Origin of the sequence: Paenibacillus nanensis (assembly GCF_003583765.1) — a bacterium.
Lineage (GTDB): Bacteria > Bacillota > Bacilli > Paenibacillales > Paenibacillaceae > Pristimantibacillus > Pristimantibacillus nanensis.
This window is the reverse complement of the sequence record NZ_QXQA01000027.1, coordinates 1-20,071: the sequence shown is the minus strand read 5'-3', so window position 1 is coordinate 20,071 and position 20,071 is coordinate 1. Positions and strand designations below refer to the sequence as shown.

Sequence of the window (20,071 nt, the reverse complement as noted above, 5' to 3'; positions counted from 1 at the left end):
GAGCGCTTGTCCGAAGCGGCGGCGCTCCAAGGCTTCCTTAGCGTTCACAGGTTAAAAGTTCGGATACAAATCCTTGTACTTATTATAATAATAAAAAACCCGTTGTACATAGTGGCGAGTTTCGCCAAACGGAATTTCCTTGACGGATTCCATCCTGCCGTCCCACCTGCCCGAGTCAAGCCACTTCCGCACGTTGCCGGGTCCCGCATTATAGGCGGCCACGGCTGCCACCGGATTGTGATTGAACTGCCGGTGCAAGGAATTCAAATACCAGGTCCCCACTTCAATACTGACATCCGCCCGATGACGGAGAATATCGTCGTTCACCGTTGCAAAGCCCGCCTGCTCCACAACCCAATGCGCCGTTTCCGGCATGAGCTGCATAAGCCCGAGAGCGCCCTTCTTGGATTCTTTGCCTGTCTCATAGTTGGATTCCGCCCTGATGATCGCTGCCACGAGATGGGGCTCCATGCCGTAATTCGAAGCGCTTGCCCGAATATCGTCTTTATAATGAATCGGGTACATCCAGGTCGCAAGCCAATCGGATTTCAGAAATAACACCGACAAAAACGCAATGATGACGATCAGGAAAAACCGTTTTTTCGGCCGTATTCGTCGCTTCTTCATGAAGCACCCGCCTGGCTGTTCCAGAAGCGGAGCACCTGCTCACGCGTTTCTTCAAGGGTGCCGCTGTTATCAATGACCCAATCCGCCCGTCTTCGCTTCTCTTCGATGTCCATCTGCAGCGATACGCGCCGTCTCGCTTCTTCCTCCGTCATGGCATTACGTTGCATTAACCTGATAACCTGCTCCTCCTCGGGCACGTATACGACCATCACGCCTTCATAAAGCGTTTCCTGATTCGTCTCGTACAGCAGCGGCACATCGCCGATGATGAGCCCGTCCGGAGCTTCCTTTTTGTATGTATGAATACGGTCCCACATTCGTTTCCGAATGGCCGGATGCGTAATCGCCTCCAGCTTGGCGAGCGCTTCACCATCCTGAAAGACGATCCCGCCCAGCGCGGAACGGTTAAGCGTGCCGTCCGGCTGCAGAACGGCTTGTCCGAATAAAGAGGCGATCGCCGCAAGAGCCGGTTCCCCGGGCTGCACGATCTCTCTTGCGACCGCATCGGCATCTACCAGCCGTGCGCCGAGCTCGACCAGCATGCTGCCGACCGTGCTTTTACCGCTGGCGATTCCGCCGGTCAAACCAATGATCAAAGCGATAACCTCCTTTTAAGCTGCGCTGCACTTCCCCGAATGACTTCGATGAAGGTATTATAACAGCTTCATAATCCCCATCATAATCAATAATATGCCCGGCAAATAAGATAAGGCATGCATGCCGCGTCTGGCGGCGAACCGCAGCCCCAGCTGCGTGCCGGTGACCAAAAATATCGCGCTGGATGCGGCAATGACGACGGCGGTCAGCAATGCAGGCAAACCGAGCAAAGCAGCGCCAAGCCCCGCGCCGAACGCGTCTAGCGACAACGCGACGCCTAACATGACGGCCTCAGACGCCGAAATAATGCCGGACCGGTCTACGTCAGCCGCTTGCGGCGTCCGCAATATTTGGATAACGAGGCCTAGCCGCTTCAGTTCCAGCTTCAGCACTTGCGCAGGTTCTAATTCACCGTCCCCTGCGGGAACAGCCGACTGCGGGTTTCCCCCGTCGCGGTCAGAATCGCTGTCATCATTTTTGCTGCGCGTCAGCTGAATCAATGCCCAGCAGCCGATAACAATTAGAATGGAAGCGCCGATCAGCTTGGCCGCGGTTTCGGAAATAAAGCCTCCGAGCCAGCCTCCTGCCTGCATCGATAACCAAATAATAAAGCCGGAACAACAAGCGATAATAAAAACCGACAGGAAAGGGATGCGGATTCTCCTGAGTCCGTAAGTTACACCGACACCTAAACCGTCCAGGCTGACGGCAAAAGCAAGCACGATCAAGGAAACCAAATGTGCAATCAACTTCAAGCTCCTCCCCGCTATGCGATGCCGACTTGCCGGAGGGAGCTAGACATCTCCTCCAGCAGATAGGGCATGCGCCTATCGTTCGTAACATCATCATATGCGGGGGTCAGCTTGCTGTGCACAAACGGCTCATTGGCCTTGCAACGCCGCCCAATTATACACTACGCTTGAGCGGCTGGCATTTACGGCAAATGTGGGTGCCTCGGCCGCCGACAACGAACTTATGAATCGGCTTTCCGCAGCTTGGACAAGGCTCATCCTTCCTTCCGTACACCAGAAGCTGATGCTGGAACATCCCCATCTCGCCTTGTCCGTTTACATAAGATTTAATCGAAGAACCGCCAGCTTCCACCGCTCTTTCGAGCGTAGCGCGAATCGATTCGTGCAGCCTCTTCCATTCTGCAGAGCTTAAGCTGTCCGGGGTTCGTTCCGGATGAATGCGAGCCTGAAACAAAGCTTCATCGACATAAATATTGCCGAGTCCGACAATATGCTCCTGGTTCAGCAGCAGCGGCTTCATCTTCGTTGTACGTTTCTCCAGCCGCTCGCGGAACGTCTTCAGCGTGAACGCCTCCTCAAGCGGCTCGATGCCCAGCTTGTTCAGCGGCGGCAGCAGGAATTCTTCGCCGGGCTGGAACAGATGCATGGTGCCGAATTGCCGGACATCCTTGTAACGGAGATCCGTGCCGTCGTCGAAATGGAACAGGACATGCGTATGAAGCTCCGCCGGCTCATCCGACGGGAATACGCCGTAACGGCCCTCCATTCGCAGATGCGATACGAGCACAAGTCCGTCCAGCACAATGCGAAGAAACTTTCCTCTCCGTTCCACCGTCTGAATCGTTCGGCCCGCCAGCGCATCAGCGAACTGCTGCGGATCTGCGGGTCTTTGTATAATTCTAGGAAGCTTAACCGTAACGGACGCAATGCGTTTGCCCGCGACGAGCTCGATCAATGTTCGTCTAACCGTCTCTACCTCTGGCAGTTCAGGCATGTCTCCTCACCTCATCCACCATTATACCGCAAAATCCGCCGCAAATGGCCGGACTGGCCTTATTTCGCCTCGTACCAATTATCGCCGTAGCTTACGTCCGCCTTCAGCGGCACATCCAGCTTCAGCGCGCCGGACATGACCTCAGGAAGCAGCGTCTTCATCGTCTCAAGCTCCTCCGGCGGCACCTCGAATACCAATTCGTCATGCACCTGCAGCAGCATGCGGCTCTTCATGCCGCGCTCGCGCAGCGCCTCGTCCATCTGCACCATCGCCAGCTTAATAATATCGGCGGCCGTGCCTTGAATCGGCGTATTCATCGCTGTTCGCTCTGCGAAGGAACGCAGGTTGAAGTTCGACGATTTAATCTCGGGGAGGTAGCGCCTGCGGTCCAGCAGCGTCGTGACATAGCCGTCCTGCTTCGCCTGAGCCACGATATCGTCCATATACTTCCGTACGCCTTTAAATACGTTGAAATACTGCTCGATGAACTGCCCCGCTTCCTTGCGCGTGATGCCGAGGTTTTGCGACAAGCCAAAATCGCTGATGCCGTACACGATACCGAAGTTGACCGCCTTCGCGGAACGGCGCATATTGGCGTCAACTTGATCCGCGGAGACGCCGAACACGTCGCTTGCCGTTTTCGTATGAATATCCATATCGTGGATAAAAGCTTCCTTCAGCTTCTCGTCTCCGGAAATATGGGCAAGCACGCGAAGCTCGATCTGCGAGTAGTCCGCCGCAAGAATCGACCAGCCCGGCTCAGACGGCAAAAACGCCTTGCGGATTTGGCGGCCTTCCTCGAGACGGATCGGGATGTTCTGCAAATTCGGGAACTGGCTGCTTAGCCGTCCCGTCGCCGCGATCGTCTGGCGGTAATACGTATGCACCTTGCCCGTCTCTTCCCGAATTTCCTTAAGCAAGCCTTCAACATAGGTGGATTGGAGCTTCGACAGCTGACGGTAATTCAAGATCAGCGGGATAATCGCATGATAAGGCGCGAGCTCCTCCAGCACGTCCGCGTCTGTCGAGTAGCCGGTTTTTGTTTTTTTCCTGGCGGGAAGCCCCAGCTTCTCGAACAAAACTTCACCCAGCTGCTTGGGCGAACCGATATTGAATTCCGTGCCGGCGAGCGAATAGATCTCGCTCATAATGGAAGCGAGCTTCGTTTCAAGCCCATTCCCGAGCTCCTCCAAGACGCCCTTCTCCACTTTGATGCCTTGATGCTCCATTCCCGCAAGAATACGGGAGAGAGGCTGCTCCAGTTCAAAATACAGCTTGCTCATGCCTCGATTCGAAAGCTCTTCCGTAATGACCGGCACCAGCTTTCTTACCGCGTCCGCTTTAAGCGCCAGATGGCGGTACAGCGTTTCTTCCTCCGGCACCTTAAACTTCGCGCCTTTGCCGTATACCGTATCGTCAGCAGGCACTCCGCCAAAGCCTTGACGGTCATTAATCGCGCTGAGCGATAACGCGCTCTCCGTCGGATCCAGCAAATAAGCGGCGAGCTGCACATCGAACGCCGTACCGCCAAGCGAGAGGCCCGCCCACTTCAGCGCAAGCTCTGCTTTATGCATGTCGAAGCCGTACTTCGGCTTTGCTTCATCCGCAAGCCATTCGCGGAACAAGGAAGCGCCTGCGGCGTTCACCGTTTCCATCGGCAGCACGAATACGTCGTCTCCCGTGGAGACGGAGATGCCCAGCAGCTCCGCATGATGCGGATTTTCGCCGATCGCTTCGATATAGATGCCATGCCGGTCCGACGCGGCAAGCAAACTTAGCAAACGATCCAGCTCCGCAGCTTGTCCATCGGCATCGGCGATGACTGTTACCTTCAGCTCCGCTGCCGCGGCTTGCGCTTCGGATTCCGTCGCTCCGCTGTCCGAGCTCAGCTGAAGCCTCTCGAGCAGCGACTTGAACTCCAGCTTGCGGAACGCTTCCGCCAGCTTCCCGCTGTCGTATCCGTTGTATTGGATCTCCTCCGCTTTGTTCTCCAGCGGCACCTCGCGGAAAATCGTCGCCAGCTTCTTGCTCATAAGCGCGCTTTCCTTGTTGTTCTCCAGGTTTTCCTTCAGCTTGCCCTTCACCTTGTCCAGATTGTCGAGCACGTTCTCCACGGTCTCGAACTCATGGAGCAGCTTCAACGCCGTCTTTTCGCCGACGCCCGGCACCCCCGGAATATTGTCGGATGTATCGCCCATCAGACCTTTTAGATCGATAATCTGCTGAGGAACAAGGCCGTATCTTTCCTTGACGGCTTCAGGCGTGTACAAGTCCACCTCACTAACGCCTTTTCGGGTAACGGCGACGGTGACGCCTTCGGAGGACAGCTGCAGCATATCCTTATCGCCCGATACAACGACGGCCTGTATGCCGCGCTCATCCGCCTGCTTGGTCAGCGTTCCGATAATATCGTCTGCCTCGTAGCCGTCCAGCTCGAATTGCGCGATGCCGAACGAGGCGATCAGCTCCTTGAGAACGGGGAATTGCTCCGACAGCTCCGGCGGCGTCTTCTGGCGCCCTCCTTTATATTCGCTGTAGCCTTCATGGCGGAACGTCACTTTCCCCGCGTCGAAAGCGACCAGCACATGCGTCGGCTTATGCTCCTCCAGCATCTTCAGCAGCATTGTCGTAAAGCCAAAGATCGCGTTCGTATGCAGCCCGGACGAATTCGTCAGCGGCGGCAAGGCGAAGAACGCCCGGTAGGCGATACTGTTCCCGTCAATCAACATCCATTTTTCCATAACCGTTCGTGTGCACCCCGTTTCTCACATCAATAATTTTCCTACTTTCTATCATACCACAAAAAGGGCCTCTCCCAAGCACCCGCAGCCGCGCGCGCACATGAGAAAAAGCCCATTTTTTCAAGTCGGAAACGGCGCCGGTCTGCCTAGCAAATAACCTTGAGCGTAGGGAATGCCCATTTGCGTTAAAACATCAAGCTCCTCCTGCTGCTCGATCCCTTCCGCAATGAGCGACACTCCCAGCTTCGCCCCCACTTCCTGCAGCGTATGCAAGACATGCTTCTTCACATCGTCTTGGTGGATATGGCTAATGATTGAACGGTCGACCTTCAAATAATCCGGGCGAAGCTCGACAACCGATTGGAGCGAGGAATAACCTGCGCCCACATCGTCAATCGCGATTTGATAGCCTTGATTCCGATAATGCTCCAGCGTTTTTTTGACCGAGGGAAAATCTTCGATCGAGCTCCGCTCCGTAATTTCGAAGACCACTTGCTCGGGGGACAAATGATGCTTCTCCAGCAGATCGATGGTCTGGCCGGGAGAAAATCCGGGATCCTCCATAATTTGCGCCATCACGTTAATAAACAGCTTTTGGTTCGGCTTCAGGCTTTGACACCCGTCAATCGACAGCTCTCTCGCCAGCTTCTCCAGCGAATACATCTTCTCTTCCTCGCCGGCGAATTGAAACAGCTCAAGCGGCCCTTTGAACACATTGGCGTCATGAAGCCGGGTCAGCGCCTCAAAGCCAAAAATCTCCATCCTGTTAACGGATATAATAGGCTGATAGACCGGATAAATCTGTTTTCCGTTTAAGATTCGCTCCAGCGCTTTCCGCTTCACCCCGCGTTCGTAACCGCCGCCGAACTGCCCTTGCAGCATGGCCTTCTTGCTCGCTTCGTACCATAAACAGTCCTCATCGAGAAATGCTTTACGGTTCACAGCGGCGGTACCTATCAGCAAAAGGCCTGGCGGCGAAGGATCGAACGGCAGCGTCTCGGCACGCACGGCAGACGAAATGCTGCTCCCCAGCTCGTGAGCAAGCTGCGAAAGCCAGCTTTCCCATATGCCTTGCTTGCCGTCAGGCAAGTCGATGGACAAAAACAGATCCTGGCATTTCCAGCTTCGGACCGTTCTTAAAACAACCGAACGAAGCACTTTATCCGTCTCCCGCTCCGCCGCGAGCCGCCAGCGTTCCTGCAGCTCCGGACTCGGCCATTCTCCCTCCGTCTGCCCTTTCCATTGCCAAGAGAAATAGATCATGCCCAAATAACCCTTCGATAAACTTTGAATTCGATTGTATGGTCTCACAGTCGACTCCGTTCCTCTCTATGCTGCATTCCCGTTAATTGATCAATAACATAAGCGCTGCCTTTGACGGCTTTTACTCTTTTTTTCGCTTTTGCCGCGAGCTGGGACAGGCTCGATGGCGTAATGGACGTTTTTCCGTCCCAAATTAATACCGATAAGGAAAGCGACACGCCGTCCGTTTGAACCTTTACGCCGCTCCGGTCCTCCACCTCCGAAATATCCATATCGCCGTAGAAGGAAACGACTTCTCGGTCGAAAGCGTCAATCATCGTCTGACTGATCACTTCCGCAGCGCCCGGCTCCATTATGACGATAAAATCATCGCCCCCGATATGTCCGACAAAGCTGTCGGAGCCGGCGTACTGCTTCGTCACCGAACGAAGCAGCCCCGCCAAGTGCCGAATGAGCTCATCCCCGAGCCCGAATCCGAAGCAATCATTAAACCATTTGAAATAATCCAGGTCGGCATAAATCATTGCAAACGGTTTACCCCTGCTGATCCGATCATGGAGCTCCGCTTGAATGCCGGCATTTCCCGGCAGGCCGGTAAGCGGATTCGCCGACCTCGCTTCCTCCGTCCTGAGCGCCGTCATACATTCAAGGATGGCCCTTATCGTAGCGACCCCGCTCAGCAACCCGTCCTTCGTCAAAATGACGATATCATACAGCCGGTAATCGGCTCTTGACATCGCAAGCTGAGAAACCTGCTCCACCGGCATGGCCTCATCCACGATGAGCGGTTCGCCGTCCATAATTTTTTCGACCGGTCTATTCCAGTAGAGGGAAAGCCCGTATTGACCGGCCAGCAATTGATACAGCTTCTCCCGCATAAGCAGCCCGACCGGCCTGCCTTCTCGGACGACCACAACCCCTTGCGCTTTCGCATCCATATCGAATAAATAGGAAACCTGCGACACCGTCGCATTATAGGCGACCGAATGGATCGGCGCGGCCAGACGGCCGATGCTTTGACTCCCCGTCCCGTTTATGTACGGCATCGAATCTTTGGGATTCGAAAGACGAATTTCACAAGCCTTCGCAAGCGATTGGAACAAATGAACGTCCGCCGATTTCGCCGGATCGGGGTAGACAAAGCTAACATTCGTATTAAACCATCCGTCTTGGCCCGGCGTGCCGATCTTACCGGCAAGAGCTTCCGCAAGCCTTTCGCGAAGCCGCTTGACCGCTTCATCCGCTATTTCCCCGATGGAGCCGCGCCCTTCGCCGGCATCTAATAAAAATAAGCAATTCTGCTCCATTTGATGCCTCCAGAATAAAGCGGATGTGGACTGCTCCCACTCTCGCACTGCTTCCTGCGCGAGTTTTTGCTCCACGTTCATTTGCAGGAACAATACCGCGATTCCGCCTTGCCGCCATTTCTCCTGAACAGTCTGCAGCAGCCTGTCATTCATTAATCCAAAACCGGTTTCGTCCATACGGCTCTCCTCTGAACTCGTTAGGTGAACACAAAGCTTACATATGTACTAAGAATACCAGCGGAATATGAAATTAGATCTATAATCATGTTATTTCCTTGTAAACTTGGCCCGAAAAAACAGGTCTATATGCCTAAAAAAGACAACCTCGACCGTCAGCTGGATGACGTAACGAAGGTTGCCTTTAAAATAATACTTTAGCCGAAACGGCCGGAAATATAATCGCTTGTTTCCTTCTTGGAAGGGTTCGTAAACATCGTCTCCGTATTATCGTATTCGATCAGCTCCCCTGATAAGAAAAACGCCGTTTTCGATGAAACGCGAGCGGCCTGATGCATATTATGCGTGACGATCACGATACAATAATCCTCCTTCAGCTCGGAGATCAGCTCCTCTACCTTAGAAGTGGATACGGGATCGAGCGCCGAAGCGGGTTCGTCCATCAGGATGATGTCCGGCTTCACCGCAATGGATCTCGCGATGCAAAGCCTTTGCTGCTGGCCGCCCGACAGCTTGAGCGCGGACGTATGGAGACGGTCCTTCGTCTCTTCCCAAAGCGCCGCTTTGCGGAGCGATTCCTCCACCAAATCGTCAAGCTCGCTTTTTTTCGTTATGCCGTGATAACGGGGACCGAACGCGATATTTTCATAGATCGATTTATGGAACGGGTTCGGGCGCTGCCAGACCATGCCGATCCGGCGGCGCAGAAGCACCACATCCGTCTTCGGATGATTGATATCCTCGTCGCCGATCCAAATCTCGCCGGTCATGCGCGCGCTCGGAATCAGATCGTTCATCCGGTTCAAGGTGCGAAGGAACGTCGATTTGCCGCAGCCCGATGGCCCGATCAGCGCCGTTACGTCTTTGTTGTTGAAATCGATCGTTACATTTTTAACGGCTTTATGATCGCCGTAATATACGCTTAAATCCTTTACGGATATGCCTTTGTCAGCCATGTGCGTTGCCTCCTATTTCGTTGCGGTAAACTTGCGGTGCATGAACCGTCCGAGCCACCTTGCCAGCAGGTTAAAGAGCAGCACGGTAATGACCAGAACTGCCGAAGCGCCTGCCGCGATCTCCGGAGCATCCGGCGCAAGGCCTTCGGAGTTGATCTTCCAAATGTGCACGGCAAGCGTCTCAGCCGGACGGAACGGGTTCAACGGCGATACCGGGTTCAGCGGGTTCCATTCGGAGAAATCAAGTCTCGGCGAGCTCATGCCTGCAGTGAACAGAAGCGCCGCCGCTTCCCCGAACACGCGGCCGGCAGCCAGAATCGTACCCGACAAAATAATAGGCAAAGCAATTGGCAGCATGATCGACGAGATCGTCTTCCATTTCGTCAAGCCGAGCGCGAGCGCGGCTTCCTTCTGCTCCCTCGGCACGCTCTTCAGCCCCTGCTCCGTAATCCGGACCATAAGCGGAAGATTAAATACCGTCAGCGCAAGCGCGCCCGCCATAAGCGAGAAGCCGAGTCCGAAGTAATTGACGAGCATCAGCAGCCCGAACAAACCGACGACGATCGAAGGAAAGGACGATAACACTTCCACGACCAGACGGATGAAGTCCGTCAGCTTATTGGCCTTTGCGTATTCGCTCATGTAGATCCCTGCTCCGATGCCGAGAGGAATGGTAATAATCATGGTCAGAACTAGCAGGAACAGCGAGTTGAACAGCTGCGGGCCGATGCCGCCTCCTTCGCGGAACGAATCCGGAGGGGAGGTCAGAAAGTCAAAGCTCAGATGCCCCAGTCCCCTTACCAAAATAAACCCAAGCAGTCCTGCAAGCAGGAGCACGATGAAAGCCGCGACCCCGATGATCACGCCCGTTGCGATTTTATCTACTGTTTTTGCTCTCATAGTTTCGACCTGCCTTCCAGCCAGCGTACGATAAAGACGAATACAAAGGTCATCAGCATCAGGATAAGCGCGAGCGACCACAGCGCATTGTTATGCGCAGAGCCGGTTACGGTATTGCCCATGCTGAGCGTGATGGCGCTCGTCAGCGTTTGGGCCGACTCGAATAGACTCTTCGGAATAAACGGCGCGTTGCCGATAACCATTTGCACGGCTAGCGCTTCGCCGAACGCACGCGCGATGCCAAGCACGACGCCTGTCATGAGCGATGGTAGCGTCGTCGGAAGCACAACGCGATATATGGTTTGCCAACGGGTTGCGCCAAGCGCGTATGATCCTTCCTTCAGACCGGAAGGCAGAGCCGCGAGGGCATCCGTAGCAACTGTAGTCATCGTTGGTAGAATCATGATCGATAAGACAAGGGCGCCCGCGGCGATACCGACACCTTGTCCCGGGAACACGTCCCGGAAGAAAGGAACGATTACGCTGAGTCCGATAAATCCGTATACGACGGAAGGAATACCTGCAAGCAGCTCGATAACAGGCTGCAAATATTTTCGTCCGAACTTAGGCATAATTTCAATCATAAAGACGGCCGCGCAAAAGCTAAGCGGCGCCGCGATTAGAGCGGCTAGCATCGATGTGCTGAACGAACCGAAGATGAACGGCAGCGCGCCGAACATTGGCGGTTCGCCTTCCGGACTCCATTTCAGTCCGGTCAATAGCTCGAGCGGATTTACATGATCTTTAAAAAAGGTAGTGAGACCGCGGGAAGCGACGAAATAAACCATAGCGACGATTGTCGTCACAAGAAACAATACACAGAGGGTCGTATAAATGCGCCCGACCCATTCTTCTGCAAAGTGATGCTTTCCTGTTATTCTTTTGTCTGATGTCTTTAATGTTGTTTGGGCCATACGGATCTCCTCTACAGCGCTTGAAAGAGGCAGATGACTGGATCCGCCTCTTTCTTGCTTAAGATAGGATGCTCATTATTTTTTCGTGACGTTGCCGTCAACATCGCGAGTAATTTGCATTTTGCTTGCAGGGATGTAACCAAGCTCTACGATTGGTCCTTCTTGCACTTCAGGGCTCAGCATGTAGTCCAGGAAAGCTTTCGCCACTTCGTTCGGCTCGCCTTTTGTATACATGTGTCCGTAAGCCCATACCGGATACGTGCCGTTTACAACGTTTTCTTCCGTAGCGGCTACACCTTCGTAAGACACGGTTTTGATGGAATCATCCAGGTAAGAAAGAGCAAGATAACCGATAGCGCCAGGTGTTTCGCCTACAATTTTCTTAACGGTGCCGGAGGAATCTTCTTGGATCGAGCCTTGAAGGTCTTCGGATTTTTGGCCAAGCGCATATTTTTCGAACGTTGCGCGAGTGCCGGAGCTTGCCGGACGGTTTACGATTACGATCGCTTGATCGTCGCCGCCGAGGTCTTTCCAGTTCGTAATTTTGCCCGTGAAAATATCAACCAGCTGCTGCTTCGTGAAGTTATCAACTTTTACGTCAGGGTGAACAACTGCCGCCATCGCGACAACCGCTACTTGATGGTCAACCAGCTCAGCAGCTTTGTCGGCATCAAGCTTTTCTTCCGCGAATACGTCGGAGTTGCCGATGTCGGCTTGGCCTTCGGAAACTTGCGTCAGACCGGTGCCGCTTCCGCCGCCTTGTACTTGAATCGTTACGCCGCTGTTCTTTTCCATGAACATTTTGGACGCTTGGTCAACCAGCGGTTGAAGAGCGGAGGATCCAGTAGCAAGAAGCGATCCTTCAAGTTTCGGTTCTTCGCTTGGCTCAGTGGACGGTTCGGTCGTAGCGCCGCCGCTGTTATTCGATGCCGGAGGCGTGCTTGCGTTGCCGCCGCTATTGTTCGCGTTGTTTCCGCATGCTGCCAGAGTGAATGTGAGTACAATTGCCATTACTAACATGACTGCCTTTTTCATTTCTTCGTTTTCCCCTCTCACTACCTGTTTGGTTTTGTTTCGTTCACAAGACCTATTCTAAAGGGGAGTGATTATCCTAATGTTTTCGATTTGTAAAATAAACAATTAAAAATCATAGAATTAATCTATGATTAGACGTATAATATAGATAGATTGTATGGTTGCGGAGGTCTCTTATGAGTTTGTTAAAAATGAAGTTAATTGTGTACATTGACCGCTATAAACAGATCACAGCCGTAGCGAACGCCCTGCAATTAAAACAGCCTACCGTCAGCTTTCATATGAAGAAGATGGAGGAGGAATGGGGCGTCAAGCTGTTCGAAAGCCGAACCGGCAAAGTGCTGCTTACCCCCCATGGTAAAATGCTGCTAGGCTACGCTTCGCAAATAACGGCATTATACGATGAGGCGATGACCAAGCTGTCGGCTATGGGCGAATGGAAGCGCAACCGGCTGGTTATCGGCTGCACAACCAGCGCCGCCGCCTACCTGACTCACTCATTGGCCATAAGCAGGCTCGGCGCCTTGCGCGAAGATACGAACCTATCAATCAGCGTGCATGAGCAGTCGGAGCTGTTCGATAGACTAGGATCCGGTCTTGTTGATCTTGTCCTATGCGGCGAAAGCAGAATTCATGCCGACCACTCCGAGTACAGGCATAAAGCCGTAGCCGGTTCGCCTTTCGCTCTAGCGGCGAGCCGAACGCATCCGATTGCGGGAGCAAGCCCGAGCGGCCTCCTGGAAGAGCTCGAGCAGTACGAGTTAGCGGAGCTGGAAGATCCGTCTGTCGCCTCTTGCGTTACAAAGTGGTTTCAGAACGAGAACCGCTACCTTCGTGCGGCCGCAACCTATAGCACCATTGAACTTATTGTCCCTACGATTGAAGCTTTCGGCGCTTTGGCTATTCTGCCGGAGAAGCTGGTTCCAAAACTGGACACATTAAAGCTTATACCGCTGCAAGGACAAGCGCCCGAGTGGCGGTTGTTCGCCAGCTGGTCCCGCCATTATTGGAACCAGGAGCTGATCGAACGCGTCGTGTCGCTGTTCAGCGAACCGGAAGTCATATAAAAAACGCCGGAGACGTAAGCTCCGGCGTTTTATATTTACCTTATAAGGCCATATTAACGTTAAACATTCAAATCCGGTCTCGAGCCGGTGACGAGGTACACGACGCTTTCCCCAATGTTCGTCGCGTGGTCGCCGAACCGCTCCAGATAGCGGCCGACAAAGCTGAGCAGGGACGATTGCGTAATGTTGCGCGGATTCTCCATCATGAGCGAGTAGAGCTCGCGGGTAATTTGGCCGTACAGCGCGTCGACTTGATCGTCGTCCTTGGACATTTTGTAGGCCAGATCGACATTTTCCTGAATAAAGGATTGAATGGATTCGTACGTCATTTGCTGTACGATCTCCGCCATCCGCGGCAAATCGATCAGCGGCTTAATAAGCTCTTGCCCGTCCAGCCTCAGCACAACCTTCGCCACGTCAACCGCCAGATCGCCCATTCGCTCCAGATCGCTGGCGATTTTGAAGGAAGCGAGAATTCGGCGCAAGTCCTTGGCGACCGGCTGCTGGGTGGCGATCAGCTTGGAGCCGAGCTCCGTAATTTTCTCCTCCATCTGGTTAAGCGAAGGATCCTTCGCGATCACCGCTTTGGCCCGCTCCACGTCGGTCGTTTTTAATGCTTCCATCGATTCCGCAAGCGCGTTTTCGACGAAATTGCCCATTTCGATAATTAATTGATGAAGCTTCTCCAAACCTGAATCAAATTCTTTTCTGACCGTCATCATAACAAGCGTGCCTCCTATGCCTCTATGCGTAAATGGTAGTTAACCGAATCGACCGGTTATATAATCTTCCGTGCGTTGATCCGTCGGATTGGAGAATAAGCTTTCCGTCTCGGCAAATTCCACGACTTCTCCATTTAAGAAAAATACCGTTTGATCCGACACCCTTGCCGCCTGATGCATGTTGTGCGTAACCATGACAATCGTATATTTCGTTTTCAGCTCTTGCGCGAGCTCTTCAATCTTCAAGGTCGAGATCGGATCCAGCGCCGATGTAGCCTCGTCCATAAGCAAAATATCGGGATTTACCGCGATCGCTCTCGCGATGCACAGCCGCTGCTGCTGTCCGCCGGAGAGGCCAAGGGCCGATTTTTTGAGGAAATCCTTCACTTCATTCCACAAAGCCGCGGACTTCAAGCTTGTTTCTACGATTTCATCCAGCTTCTTCTTATCCGTTATGCCATGCAGCCGCGGACCATAAGCAACGTTGTCATAAATCGATTTCGGAAAAGGGTTGGGCTGTTGGAATACCATTCCGACCTTGCGTCTTAATGACTCGACCTCAACTTCGTTTGCGTAAATATCTTTGCCGTCTATCAGAATCTCACCTTCAATCCGGGTTCCGGGAATCATATCGTTCATCCGGTTCAACGTGCGAAGCAGCGTCGATTTGCCGCAGCCCGAAGGTCCGATAAACGCCGTAATGGCTTTGTTCGGAATTGTAAGCGATACATCCTTGAGCGCTTGGAAATTTACATAAAACAAGTTTAGCTTTTTGATATCTATTAACGTCGTATTCATGATTTGCAGTCCCCCTCTAACCCGCCCTAGGCTGCTATAATCGAACGCTCGACGGGTTTGACTCGAACTCTATCATACTAGCGTTTTGTAAATCGCAAGTGCGTTTTATGTAAACGTAATGTTAAATGTCTCTTTGCGGAGCTTGTCAAGCTCGTCGGTTACATGCGCCGCTTGACGATGGGCTTGCTCGGCCAAATTTTCAATTTCCTTCGCGCTGGTCCGGTTAGCGGCCGCAGCTTGGAAGATCGCGCTGAAGGCGTTCTCCGCGTTCCGGACATGGGCTTCGCTTGCGCTCGTCTCGCTTCGGCCGGACTGCGCGAGTTGAACCGTTAGCTCGATCGCGTCCAAGACCGACTTCGTCAGCATGGTAATATCGTTGGCCGACTTCTTCGTTTGGTTCGCGAGCTTCATCACTTCTCCTGCCACAACCGCAAACCCGCGCCCGTACTCCCCGGCTCTTGCCGCCTCGATCGATGCGTTGAGCGCCAGCATATTGCTTCGTTCCGCCAAATCCTTAATCAGCTCGGACACTTTGCTGATGGAGCCCGCTTCTTCTTGAAGCTCCATCATGCGCTGCTCCTGCTGCTTCGACGTTGACGCGGCTCTTTCGATCGCCTCCGTCACTTTATCCAATGCGTTTTTGCCGCCTAAAGTCAGCTCCACCATTTCGCTTGACAACGTCCCGCCTTGCGAAGCCGACGACCGGACCGACCGGATCGCTTCTTCAATTTCCTTCGCCCGGACCACTACGGATCGAATGGTGTTCAGCTGAGACTGAACGGATTGGTCCTGCAGCTTGCGGGACAAACGAAGCAAGTCGCCCACCGTAAGAACGCCGGCAAAAATCCCGCCTCTCACCACGAGGACGCAGTCATATAAGACGCTATCATCCCGGTTAAGCGCGAAATCGATCATTCGCTCGGGGTCGCTGTCCGCTTCCACGCATAGCGGATTGGGGTCCATTAACACGGTAATCGGCTTTTCGTAAAATAAATCCGCGCTGTACCGGCTGCCGAGCTTAAGAAAAAAACGGTTCCTCATCACAAAGCCTTTTACTCTTCCCTTTATGTCGCAGATGACGACACATTCGCTTTCAGGGTGCTCCTTGAACAGGTCGCTAATTTCCTTGCAGGTATTCGACTCCTCCGCAACAGGCGCCTTACGGATGAATTCACCCAGACCCACTGTCATCCGTTCTTGCTTCAGCGCTTCGCTCCTAAGCCCGCTATCCAATAGTTCCGCAGCCATCTCGAATCCCTCTTTTCTCTCTTTTTATCTATGGCTACTATAGGACTATAGCATTAAACGTGGTCTATAAATGTGTTAACGCCATGTTAAATGTCAATGTTTGGCGAAGCCGCTTCGGGATATCGTATCAGATGGAGTCAGTATGATAAACTAGTAACGAGAATGAAGACATCGGAGGCATTGGCAACGACATGAACAAAAAGACCGTCTTGGATACAATAGATCGGCATGCGGACACGTTCCGCGGCATTTCTCTAGCCATCGGCAACCGTCCGGAGCTGGGGCACGAGGAAATGTTCGCATCCGGGCTGCTATGCGCGGAGCTGGAGCGGCAGGGCTTTCGGGTTGAACGCGGAATACTGGACATCCCAACCTCCTTTATCGGCGTATACGATACGGGCAAGCCGGGGCCGACGATTGCGTTCTTATGCGAATATGACGCGCTGCCGGAAATCGGGCATGCGTGCGGCCATCATTTGATCTGCTCAATGAGCATGGCTGCTGCTGTCGGACTAAAGGCCGTGATCGATCAATACGGCGGCGTCATCCGCGTTTACGGCACGCCGGCGGAAGAAACCAAAGGCGCTAAGGTGCCGATGGCCGAAGCCGGTCTGTTCGACGACTGCGACATCGCGTTAATGGCGCATCCTTACCACTCCTTTGAGCGGTCGGGCGAATCGCTGGCTTTAGATGCGCTGCGCTTCGAATATACAGGCAAGGCCGCGCATGCCGCAGCCAGCCCGCATGAAGGGATTAACGCCTTGGATGCCGTTATTGCGCTGTTTAACAGCATTAACGCGCTTCGGCAGCAAACAAGAAGCGACGCCCGGATCCACGGCATTATCGATAACGGGGGCATGGCTCCCAACATTATTCCGGATTACGCCTCCGCGAAATTTTATGTCCGTTCCGCAAGCCGCGCTTACACGAACGAGCTGACGGCCAAGGTGCTGCGCATCGCGGAAGCGGCGGCGATGGCGACGGGCTGCACGCTAAGCGTCAACAATTACGAGTTTTCATACGACGAGCTGCTTACGAACGAAGCGTTGTCGAGCCGGTTTAACGCCAATTTAATCGAGGCCGGCATTGCGCCTGAGATGATTGAAAGCGGCAAGGATCACGGCTCGCTTGATCTTGGCAACGTGTCCGTACGCTGCCCCGCCATTCATCCGTATGTCAAAATCGTCGAAGAACGCTATCCTCTTCACACGGTGGAGTTCCGCGACGCCGCGATGACCGGCCGCGCTTTGGAGCGCATGATATTCGGCGCTAAGATGCTGGCGGCTACGGCTTATGATGTCGTAAGCGATCCTGAGCTGCTCCGCCGCATTCGCGCTGAGTTTGAAGCTCAATCGGCTGTGAAACGGTAGACGAAATTAGCACTGGAGGAATAGGGCTGGCCATGCAAAATCAGGAACCCTCCCAACTAACCATTAAGATATGTCTGCTTGCAGGCAAACTCATTTTACAGAACGGCGGCGAGACCTACCGCGTCGAGGATACAATGAACCGCATCGCTTACGCGTACGGCATCGAAAGCTCGCACAGCTACGTTACGCCGACTGGCATTATTTTCGCAACAGACGGCGCCTCCCAAATAACAAGACTTGTCCGGATTTCGGAGCGGTCAACTAACCTTTTGAAGGTCTCGATGGTTAACGATATTTCTCGGAAAATCAGTAAAGGCGAACTGTGCGCCGAGGACGCCTATCGCCAGCTAAAGGATTTGGAAGAGAAGTCCTATGAATACCGGGAGCTGTATAAGGTGCTTGCGGCTGCGGCGGCAAGCGGCTGCTTTCTCATTATGTTCGACGGCAAATGGTCTGACTTTTTGACCGTATTTTTGATCGGAGGCGTCGGCTTTCTTTCCTTTTTAATGCTGCACCGTTTGGTTCCGGTTAAATTTTTTGCGGAATTTTTGACAGCCATCATTATAGGCGCCAGCTCGTCCTTAGCCGTGTATTTGGGCTTGGGCGGCGAGCTGGACAAAATCATTATCGGCTCCGTCATGCCGCTTGTGCCAGGGCTTCATATTACGAACGCCGTACGCGATCTGATGGCGGGACATCTTGTTTCCGGCTTATCGAAGGGGGCTGAAGCGTTCCTGACGGCATTTGCGATCGGCGCGGGTATCGCGACGGTCTTATCCTTTTATTAATGGTTTAAGGGAGCCGAATGTTTATGTACATCATTTCGCAGCTCATTACGAGCTTTATCTCATCCGCTTTGTTCGGATTTGTTTTCAACGCGCCCAAGCGCCTGCTGCTGCAATGCGGCACTGCCGGCATGGCCTGCTGGATGGTCTACACGATTGGAATCCGGTTAGATCTGGATATTATCCCGGCAACGCTGATCGCGGCAACCTTGGTGACCATCATCAGCCAATGGTTCGCCAAGCTTTACAAAACGCCGATTATTGTGTTTAACGTGCCGGGCATTATTCCTCTCGTTCCCGGAGGGATTGCATATGACGCGATGAAAAACGTCGTTTTGAATCAATATGATACGGCTGTTCAGCTGGCCGTTAAAGCCTTTATGATATCCGGCTCGATCGCAATAGGGCTTGTTCTATCGGAGGTCATCAACCAGGTCATACGAAGATCGATACGCTAAAAAGGAGGCTCCGCAACAATGGAGGCAGTCAACGAAAAAGTCGTCTACGAAAACCCGCTGCTGTCGATCCGCATCTTCCGCGCGCAGCGGCAGGAGGTCGGCTATACGAATTGGCATTATCATAAGCAGCTGGAGCTTTTGCTCGTGCTCGACGGCAGGCTCGATGTTTATTTGGAGGAAGACAGCTTCCATATGCGGGCCGGCGATCTCGTTATTATCGGCGATTCCGAGCTGCATCGGGACCGCAGCAGCAAGCATTTGGATTATATCGTGCTGCAATTCGATATCGATCAATTTTTCGATCACAGCTCCATTCCTTATATCCGGTATTTCTCGCAGACCCATATGCCGCTTAGCAAAGCCAATTATATTTTTAAAGAAAACGAGGCGATCAAAGCGCAGGCCGCCGCGTGTATCGAAGGCATTCTGAAGGAAGCCTCCCGCAAGGAAACCGGCTATGAGCTTGCCGTGAGCATCCTGATCAAGCAAATCTTGCTGTTATTGCTGAGAGGCGACACGCGGAAGATGCTCGTGGAGCAGGACAACTTCGATAAAATCCGGCTGAAGCCTGTGCTGGATTACGTGGAGAATCATTTGACCGACCGGATCCAAGTGGAGGAAGTATGTAAAATCGCGAATATGAGCTACTATTATTTTGTCAAATATTTCAAAAAGACGATCGGCCTTTCCTTCACCGAATATGTGAATTACCGGAAGGTGAAATGGGCGGAGCGGATTCTTCTGACGAAGGATTTGAGCATTTCCGAGGTTGGCGAGCGGATCGGCATGCCGAACATGGCGCACTTCTATAAGATGTTCAAAAAATATAACGACTGCTCGCCGAAGCAGTTCCAGCGCAAAATGTCCACTTGGCAGCGGCAATAATAGCTGTTGCTGCGCTCTCGCAAGCGCTAATTCCCGTGATGATGGTGCCGCGGCGCGCGCAGACGCTAGTGCCGTGGCCGCTGCGCAGACGTTAGTGCCGTGGCAGCACCGCGACAAACTGCACAGACGCATATTGTCGCTGTCGACATTTAAGCTCGTGTCGCGTTACTACGTTCCTGAGATCAGCTCGCTCCAAGCTATTAGTATCGCGTGGCGTCACTACTTGCTCAGAACCGATGCGGTTCGGACAATTAGTTGCGCGTGGCGTCACTATTTGCTCGAGAGTAGCTCACTCCAGGCTTTTAGTATCGCGTAGCGTCACTATTTGCTCAGAACCGATGCGGTTCTGGTAGCGTCAAGAAAGTTGTGTAGCAGGGTTTTCCATCGGGACGATGGATATTTTTAGTATTTAGTGATGGTTTGCCGGGGGCTTCGCCCCCAGCTAAGTTTCTTGCTTCTCTTTGAGTGGGCCATA

Annotated in this window: 19 protein-coding genes; 5 read left to right on the top strand and 14 right to left on the bottom strand. The window is 53.1% G+C overall.

Going from position 1 to position 20,071, the window contains the following annotated elements; all coding sequences use genetic code 11:
* Nucleotides 1-51: 51 nt before the first annotated feature.
* The 11 genes from D3P08_RS26220 to D3P08_RS26170 form a co-directional block, all read right to left on the bottom strand.
* A complete protein-coding gene (locus tag D3P08_RS26220; protein WP_119603092.1) occupies nt 52-627 on the bottom strand; it encodes a lytic transglycosylase domain-containing protein in 576 nt (191 codons plus the stop codon).
* Entirely contained in the window at nt 624-1,223 is a 600-nt protein-coding gene (gene coaE / locus D3P08_RS26215; RefSeq protein WP_119603091.1) for a dephospho-CoA kinase, read from the bottom strand. Before coaE ends, D3P08_RS26220 begins: the two co-directional genes overlap by 4 nt.
* A gap of 57 nt (nt 1,224-1,280) precedes the next feature.
* Entirely contained in the window at nt 1,281-1,973 is a 693-nt protein-coding gene (gene ytaF / locus D3P08_RS26210; protein ID WP_206099012.1) for a sporulation membrane protein YtaF, read from the bottom strand.
* Between the two features lie 157 nt (nt 1,974-2,130).
* Complete coding sequence (gene mutM / locus D3P08_RS26205; protein WP_119603090.1) at nt 2,131-2,970, bottom strand: DNA-formamidopyrimidine glycosylase; 840 nt, start codon at nt 2,968-2,970, stop codon at nt 2,131-2,133.
* Nucleotides 2,971-3,029: 59 nt separating this feature from the next.
* The gene (polA, locus tag D3P08_RS26200; protein ID WP_119603089.1) at nt 3,030-5,711 is read right to left on the bottom strand and encodes a DNA polymerase I; all 2,682 of its coding nucleotides are present in this window, start codon (nt 5,709-5,711) and stop codon (nt 3,030-3,032) included.
* A gap of 120 nt (nt 5,712-5,831) precedes the next feature.
* Nucleotides 5,832-7,022 (bottom strand): EAL domain-containing protein, encoded by a 1,191-nt coding sequence (locus D3P08_RS26195; protein ID WP_147381856.1) that lies wholly within the window; start codon nt 7,020-7,022, stop codon nt 5,832-5,834.
* Nucleotides 7,019-8,458, bottom strand: a complete 1,440-nt coding sequence (locus D3P08_RS26190) for a GGDEF domain-containing protein (RefSeq protein ID WP_119603087.1) — start codon at nt 8,456-8,458, stop codon at nt 7,019-7,021. Before D3P08_RS26190 ends, D3P08_RS26195 begins: the two co-directional genes overlap by 4 nt.
* Nucleotides 8,459-8,655: 197 nt before the next feature.
* Nucleotides 8,656-9,414, bottom strand: coding sequence for a phosphate ABC transporter ATP-binding protein PstB (gene pstB, locus D3P08_RS26185; protein ID WP_119603086.1), 759 nt, complete (start codon nt 9,412-9,414; stop codon nt 8,656-8,658).
* 12 nt (nt 9,415-9,426) lie between these two features.
* Nucleotides 9,427-10,314 carry a phosphate ABC transporter permease PstA gene (gene pstA / locus D3P08_RS26180; RefSeq protein ID WP_119603085.1) on the bottom strand — a complete coding sequence of 296 codons (888 nt, stop codon included), beginning with the start codon at nt 10,312-10,314 and terminating at the stop codon, nt 9,427-9,429.
* Nucleotides 10,311-11,228 (bottom strand): phosphate ABC transporter permease subunit PstC, encoded by a 918-nt coding sequence (gene pstC, locus D3P08_RS26175; protein WP_119603084.1) that lies wholly within the window; start codon nt 11,226-11,228, stop codon nt 10,311-10,313. Before pstC ends, pstA begins: the two co-directional genes overlap by 4 nt.
* A 75-nt stretch (nt 11,229-11,303) precedes the next feature.
* Nucleotides 11,304-12,263: a phosphate ABC transporter substrate-binding protein gene (locus D3P08_RS26170; RefSeq protein WP_119603083.1), complete on the bottom strand. Its 960-nt coding sequence runs from the start codon at nt 12,261-12,263 to the stop codon at nt 11,304-11,306.
* Between the two features lie 176 nt (nt 12,264-12,439).
* On the opposite strand from D3P08_RS26170, the gene D3P08_RS26165 reads away from it, so the two are divergent.
* A complete protein-coding gene (locus D3P08_RS26165; protein ID WP_119603082.1) occupies nt 12,440-13,330 on the top strand; it encodes a LysR family transcriptional regulator in 891 nt (296 codons plus the stop codon).
* Between the two features lie 59 nt (nt 13,331-13,389).
* Here the strand turns inward: D3P08_RS26165 and phoU are convergent, their stop codons facing one another.
* From phoU to D3P08_RS26150, 3 genes are all read right to left on the bottom strand, one after another.
* Complete coding sequence (phoU, locus tag D3P08_RS26160) at nt 13,390-14,049, bottom strand: phosphate signaling complex protein PhoU (protein ID WP_119603102.1); 660 nt, start codon at nt 14,047-14,049, stop codon at nt 13,390-13,392.
* A gap of 42 nt (nt 14,050-14,091) precedes the next feature.
* On the bottom strand, nt 14,092-14,850 hold the full coding sequence (pstB, locus tag D3P08_RS26155; RefSeq protein WP_119603081.1) for a phosphate ABC transporter ATP-binding protein PstB: 759 nt from the start codon (nt 14,848-14,850) through the stop codon (nt 14,092-14,094).
* A 105-nt stretch (nt 14,851-14,955) separates the two neighbouring features.
* A complete protein-coding gene (locus D3P08_RS26150) occupies nt 14,956-16,098 on the bottom strand; it encodes a methyl-accepting chemotaxis protein (RefSeq protein ID WP_119603080.1) in 1,143 nt (380 codons plus the stop codon).
* A gap of 191 nt (nt 16,099-16,289) precedes the next feature.
* Here D3P08_RS26150 and D3P08_RS26145 point away from each other — a divergent pair, with 191 nt between their 5' ends.
* Genes D3P08_RS26145 through D3P08_RS26130 form a run of 4 tightly spaced genes read left to right on the top strand, consistent with a single transcriptional unit; the run spans nt 16,290 to nt 19,596 of the window.
* Nucleotides 16,290-17,468 (top strand): M20 family metallopeptidase, encoded by a 1,179-nt coding sequence (locus tag D3P08_RS26145; protein WP_119603079.1) that lies wholly within the window; start codon nt 16,290-16,292, stop codon nt 17,466-17,468.
* Between the two features lie 32 nt (nt 17,469-17,500).
* Nucleotides 17,501-18,256 carry a threonine/serine exporter family protein gene (locus D3P08_RS26140; protein WP_119603078.1) on the top strand — a complete coding sequence of 252 codons (756 nt, stop codon included), beginning with the start codon at nt 17,501-17,503 and terminating at the stop codon, nt 18,254-18,256.
* Nucleotides 18,257-18,279: 23 nt separating this feature from the next.
* Nucleotides 18,280-18,711 carry a threonine/serine exporter family protein gene (locus D3P08_RS26135; protein ID WP_119603077.1) on the top strand — a complete coding sequence of 144 codons (432 nt, stop codon included), beginning with the start codon at nt 18,280-18,282 and terminating at the stop codon, nt 18,709-18,711.
* 18 nt (nt 18,712-18,729) lie between these two features.
* Nucleotides 18,730-19,596 (top strand): helix-turn-helix domain-containing protein, encoded by an 867-nt coding sequence (locus D3P08_RS26130; RefSeq protein WP_119603076.1) that lies wholly within the window; start codon nt 18,730-18,732, stop codon nt 19,594-19,596.
* The last annotated feature ends 475 nt before the right edge of the window (nt 19,597-20,071 follow it).

Coding starts and splice junctions, on each gene's coding strand:
- D3P08_RS26220 (WP_119603092.1), bottom strand. CDS start 627: ATGAAGAAGCGACGAATACGGCCGAAAAAACGGTTTTTCCTGATCGTC.
- mutM (WP_119603090.1), bottom strand. CDS start 2,970: ATGCCTGAACTGCCAGAGGTAGAGACGGTTAGACGAACATTGATCGAG.
- polA (WP_119603089.1), bottom strand. CDS start 5,711: ATGGAAAAATGGATGTTGATTGACGGGAACAGTATCGCCTACCGGGCG.
- D3P08_RS26190 (WP_119603087.1), bottom strand. CDS start 8,458: ATGGACGAAACCGGTTTTGGATTAATGAATGACAGGCTGCTGCAGACT.
- pstB (WP_119603086.1), bottom strand. CDS start 9,414: ATGGCTGACAAAGGCATATCCGTAAAGGATTTAAGCGTATATTACGGC.
- pstA (WP_119603085.1), bottom strand. CDS start 10,314: ATGAGAGCAAAAACAGTAGATAAAATCGCAACGGGCGTGATCATCGGG.
- pstC (WP_119603084.1), bottom strand. CDS start 11,228: ATGGCCCAAACAACATTAAAGACATCAGACAAAAGAATAACAGGAAAG.
- D3P08_RS26170 (WP_119603083.1), bottom strand. CDS start 12,263: ATGAAAAAGGCAGTCATGTTAGTAATGGCAATTGTACTCACATTCACT.
- D3P08_RS26165 (WP_119603082.1), top strand. CDS start 12,440: ATGAGTTTGTTAAAAATGAAGTTAATTGTGTACATTGACCGCTATAAA.
- phoU (WP_119603102.1), bottom strand. CDS start 14,049: ATGACGGTCAGAAAAGAATTTGATTCAGGTTTGGAGAAGCTTCATCAA.
- pstB (WP_119603081.1), bottom strand. CDS start 14,850: ATGAATACGACGTTAATAGATATCAAAAAGCTAAACTTGTTTTATGTA.
- D3P08_RS26150 (WP_119603080.1), bottom strand. CDS start 16,098: ATGGCTGCGGAACTATTGGATAGCGGGCTTAGGAGCGAAGCGCTGAAG.
- D3P08_RS26145 (WP_119603079.1), top strand. CDS start 16,290: ATGAACAAAAAGACCGTCTTGGATACAATAGATCGGCATGCGGACACG.
- D3P08_RS26140 (WP_119603078.1), top strand. CDS start 17,501: ATGCAAAATCAGGAACCCTCCCAACTAACCATTAAGATATGTCTGCTT.
- D3P08_RS26135 (WP_119603077.1), top strand. CDS start 18,280: ATGTACATCATTTCGCAGCTCATTACGAGCTTTATCTCATCCGCTTTG.
- D3P08_RS26130 (WP_119603076.1), top strand. CDS start 18,730: ATGGAGGCAGTCAACGAAAAAGTCGTCTACGAAAACCCGCTGCTGTCG.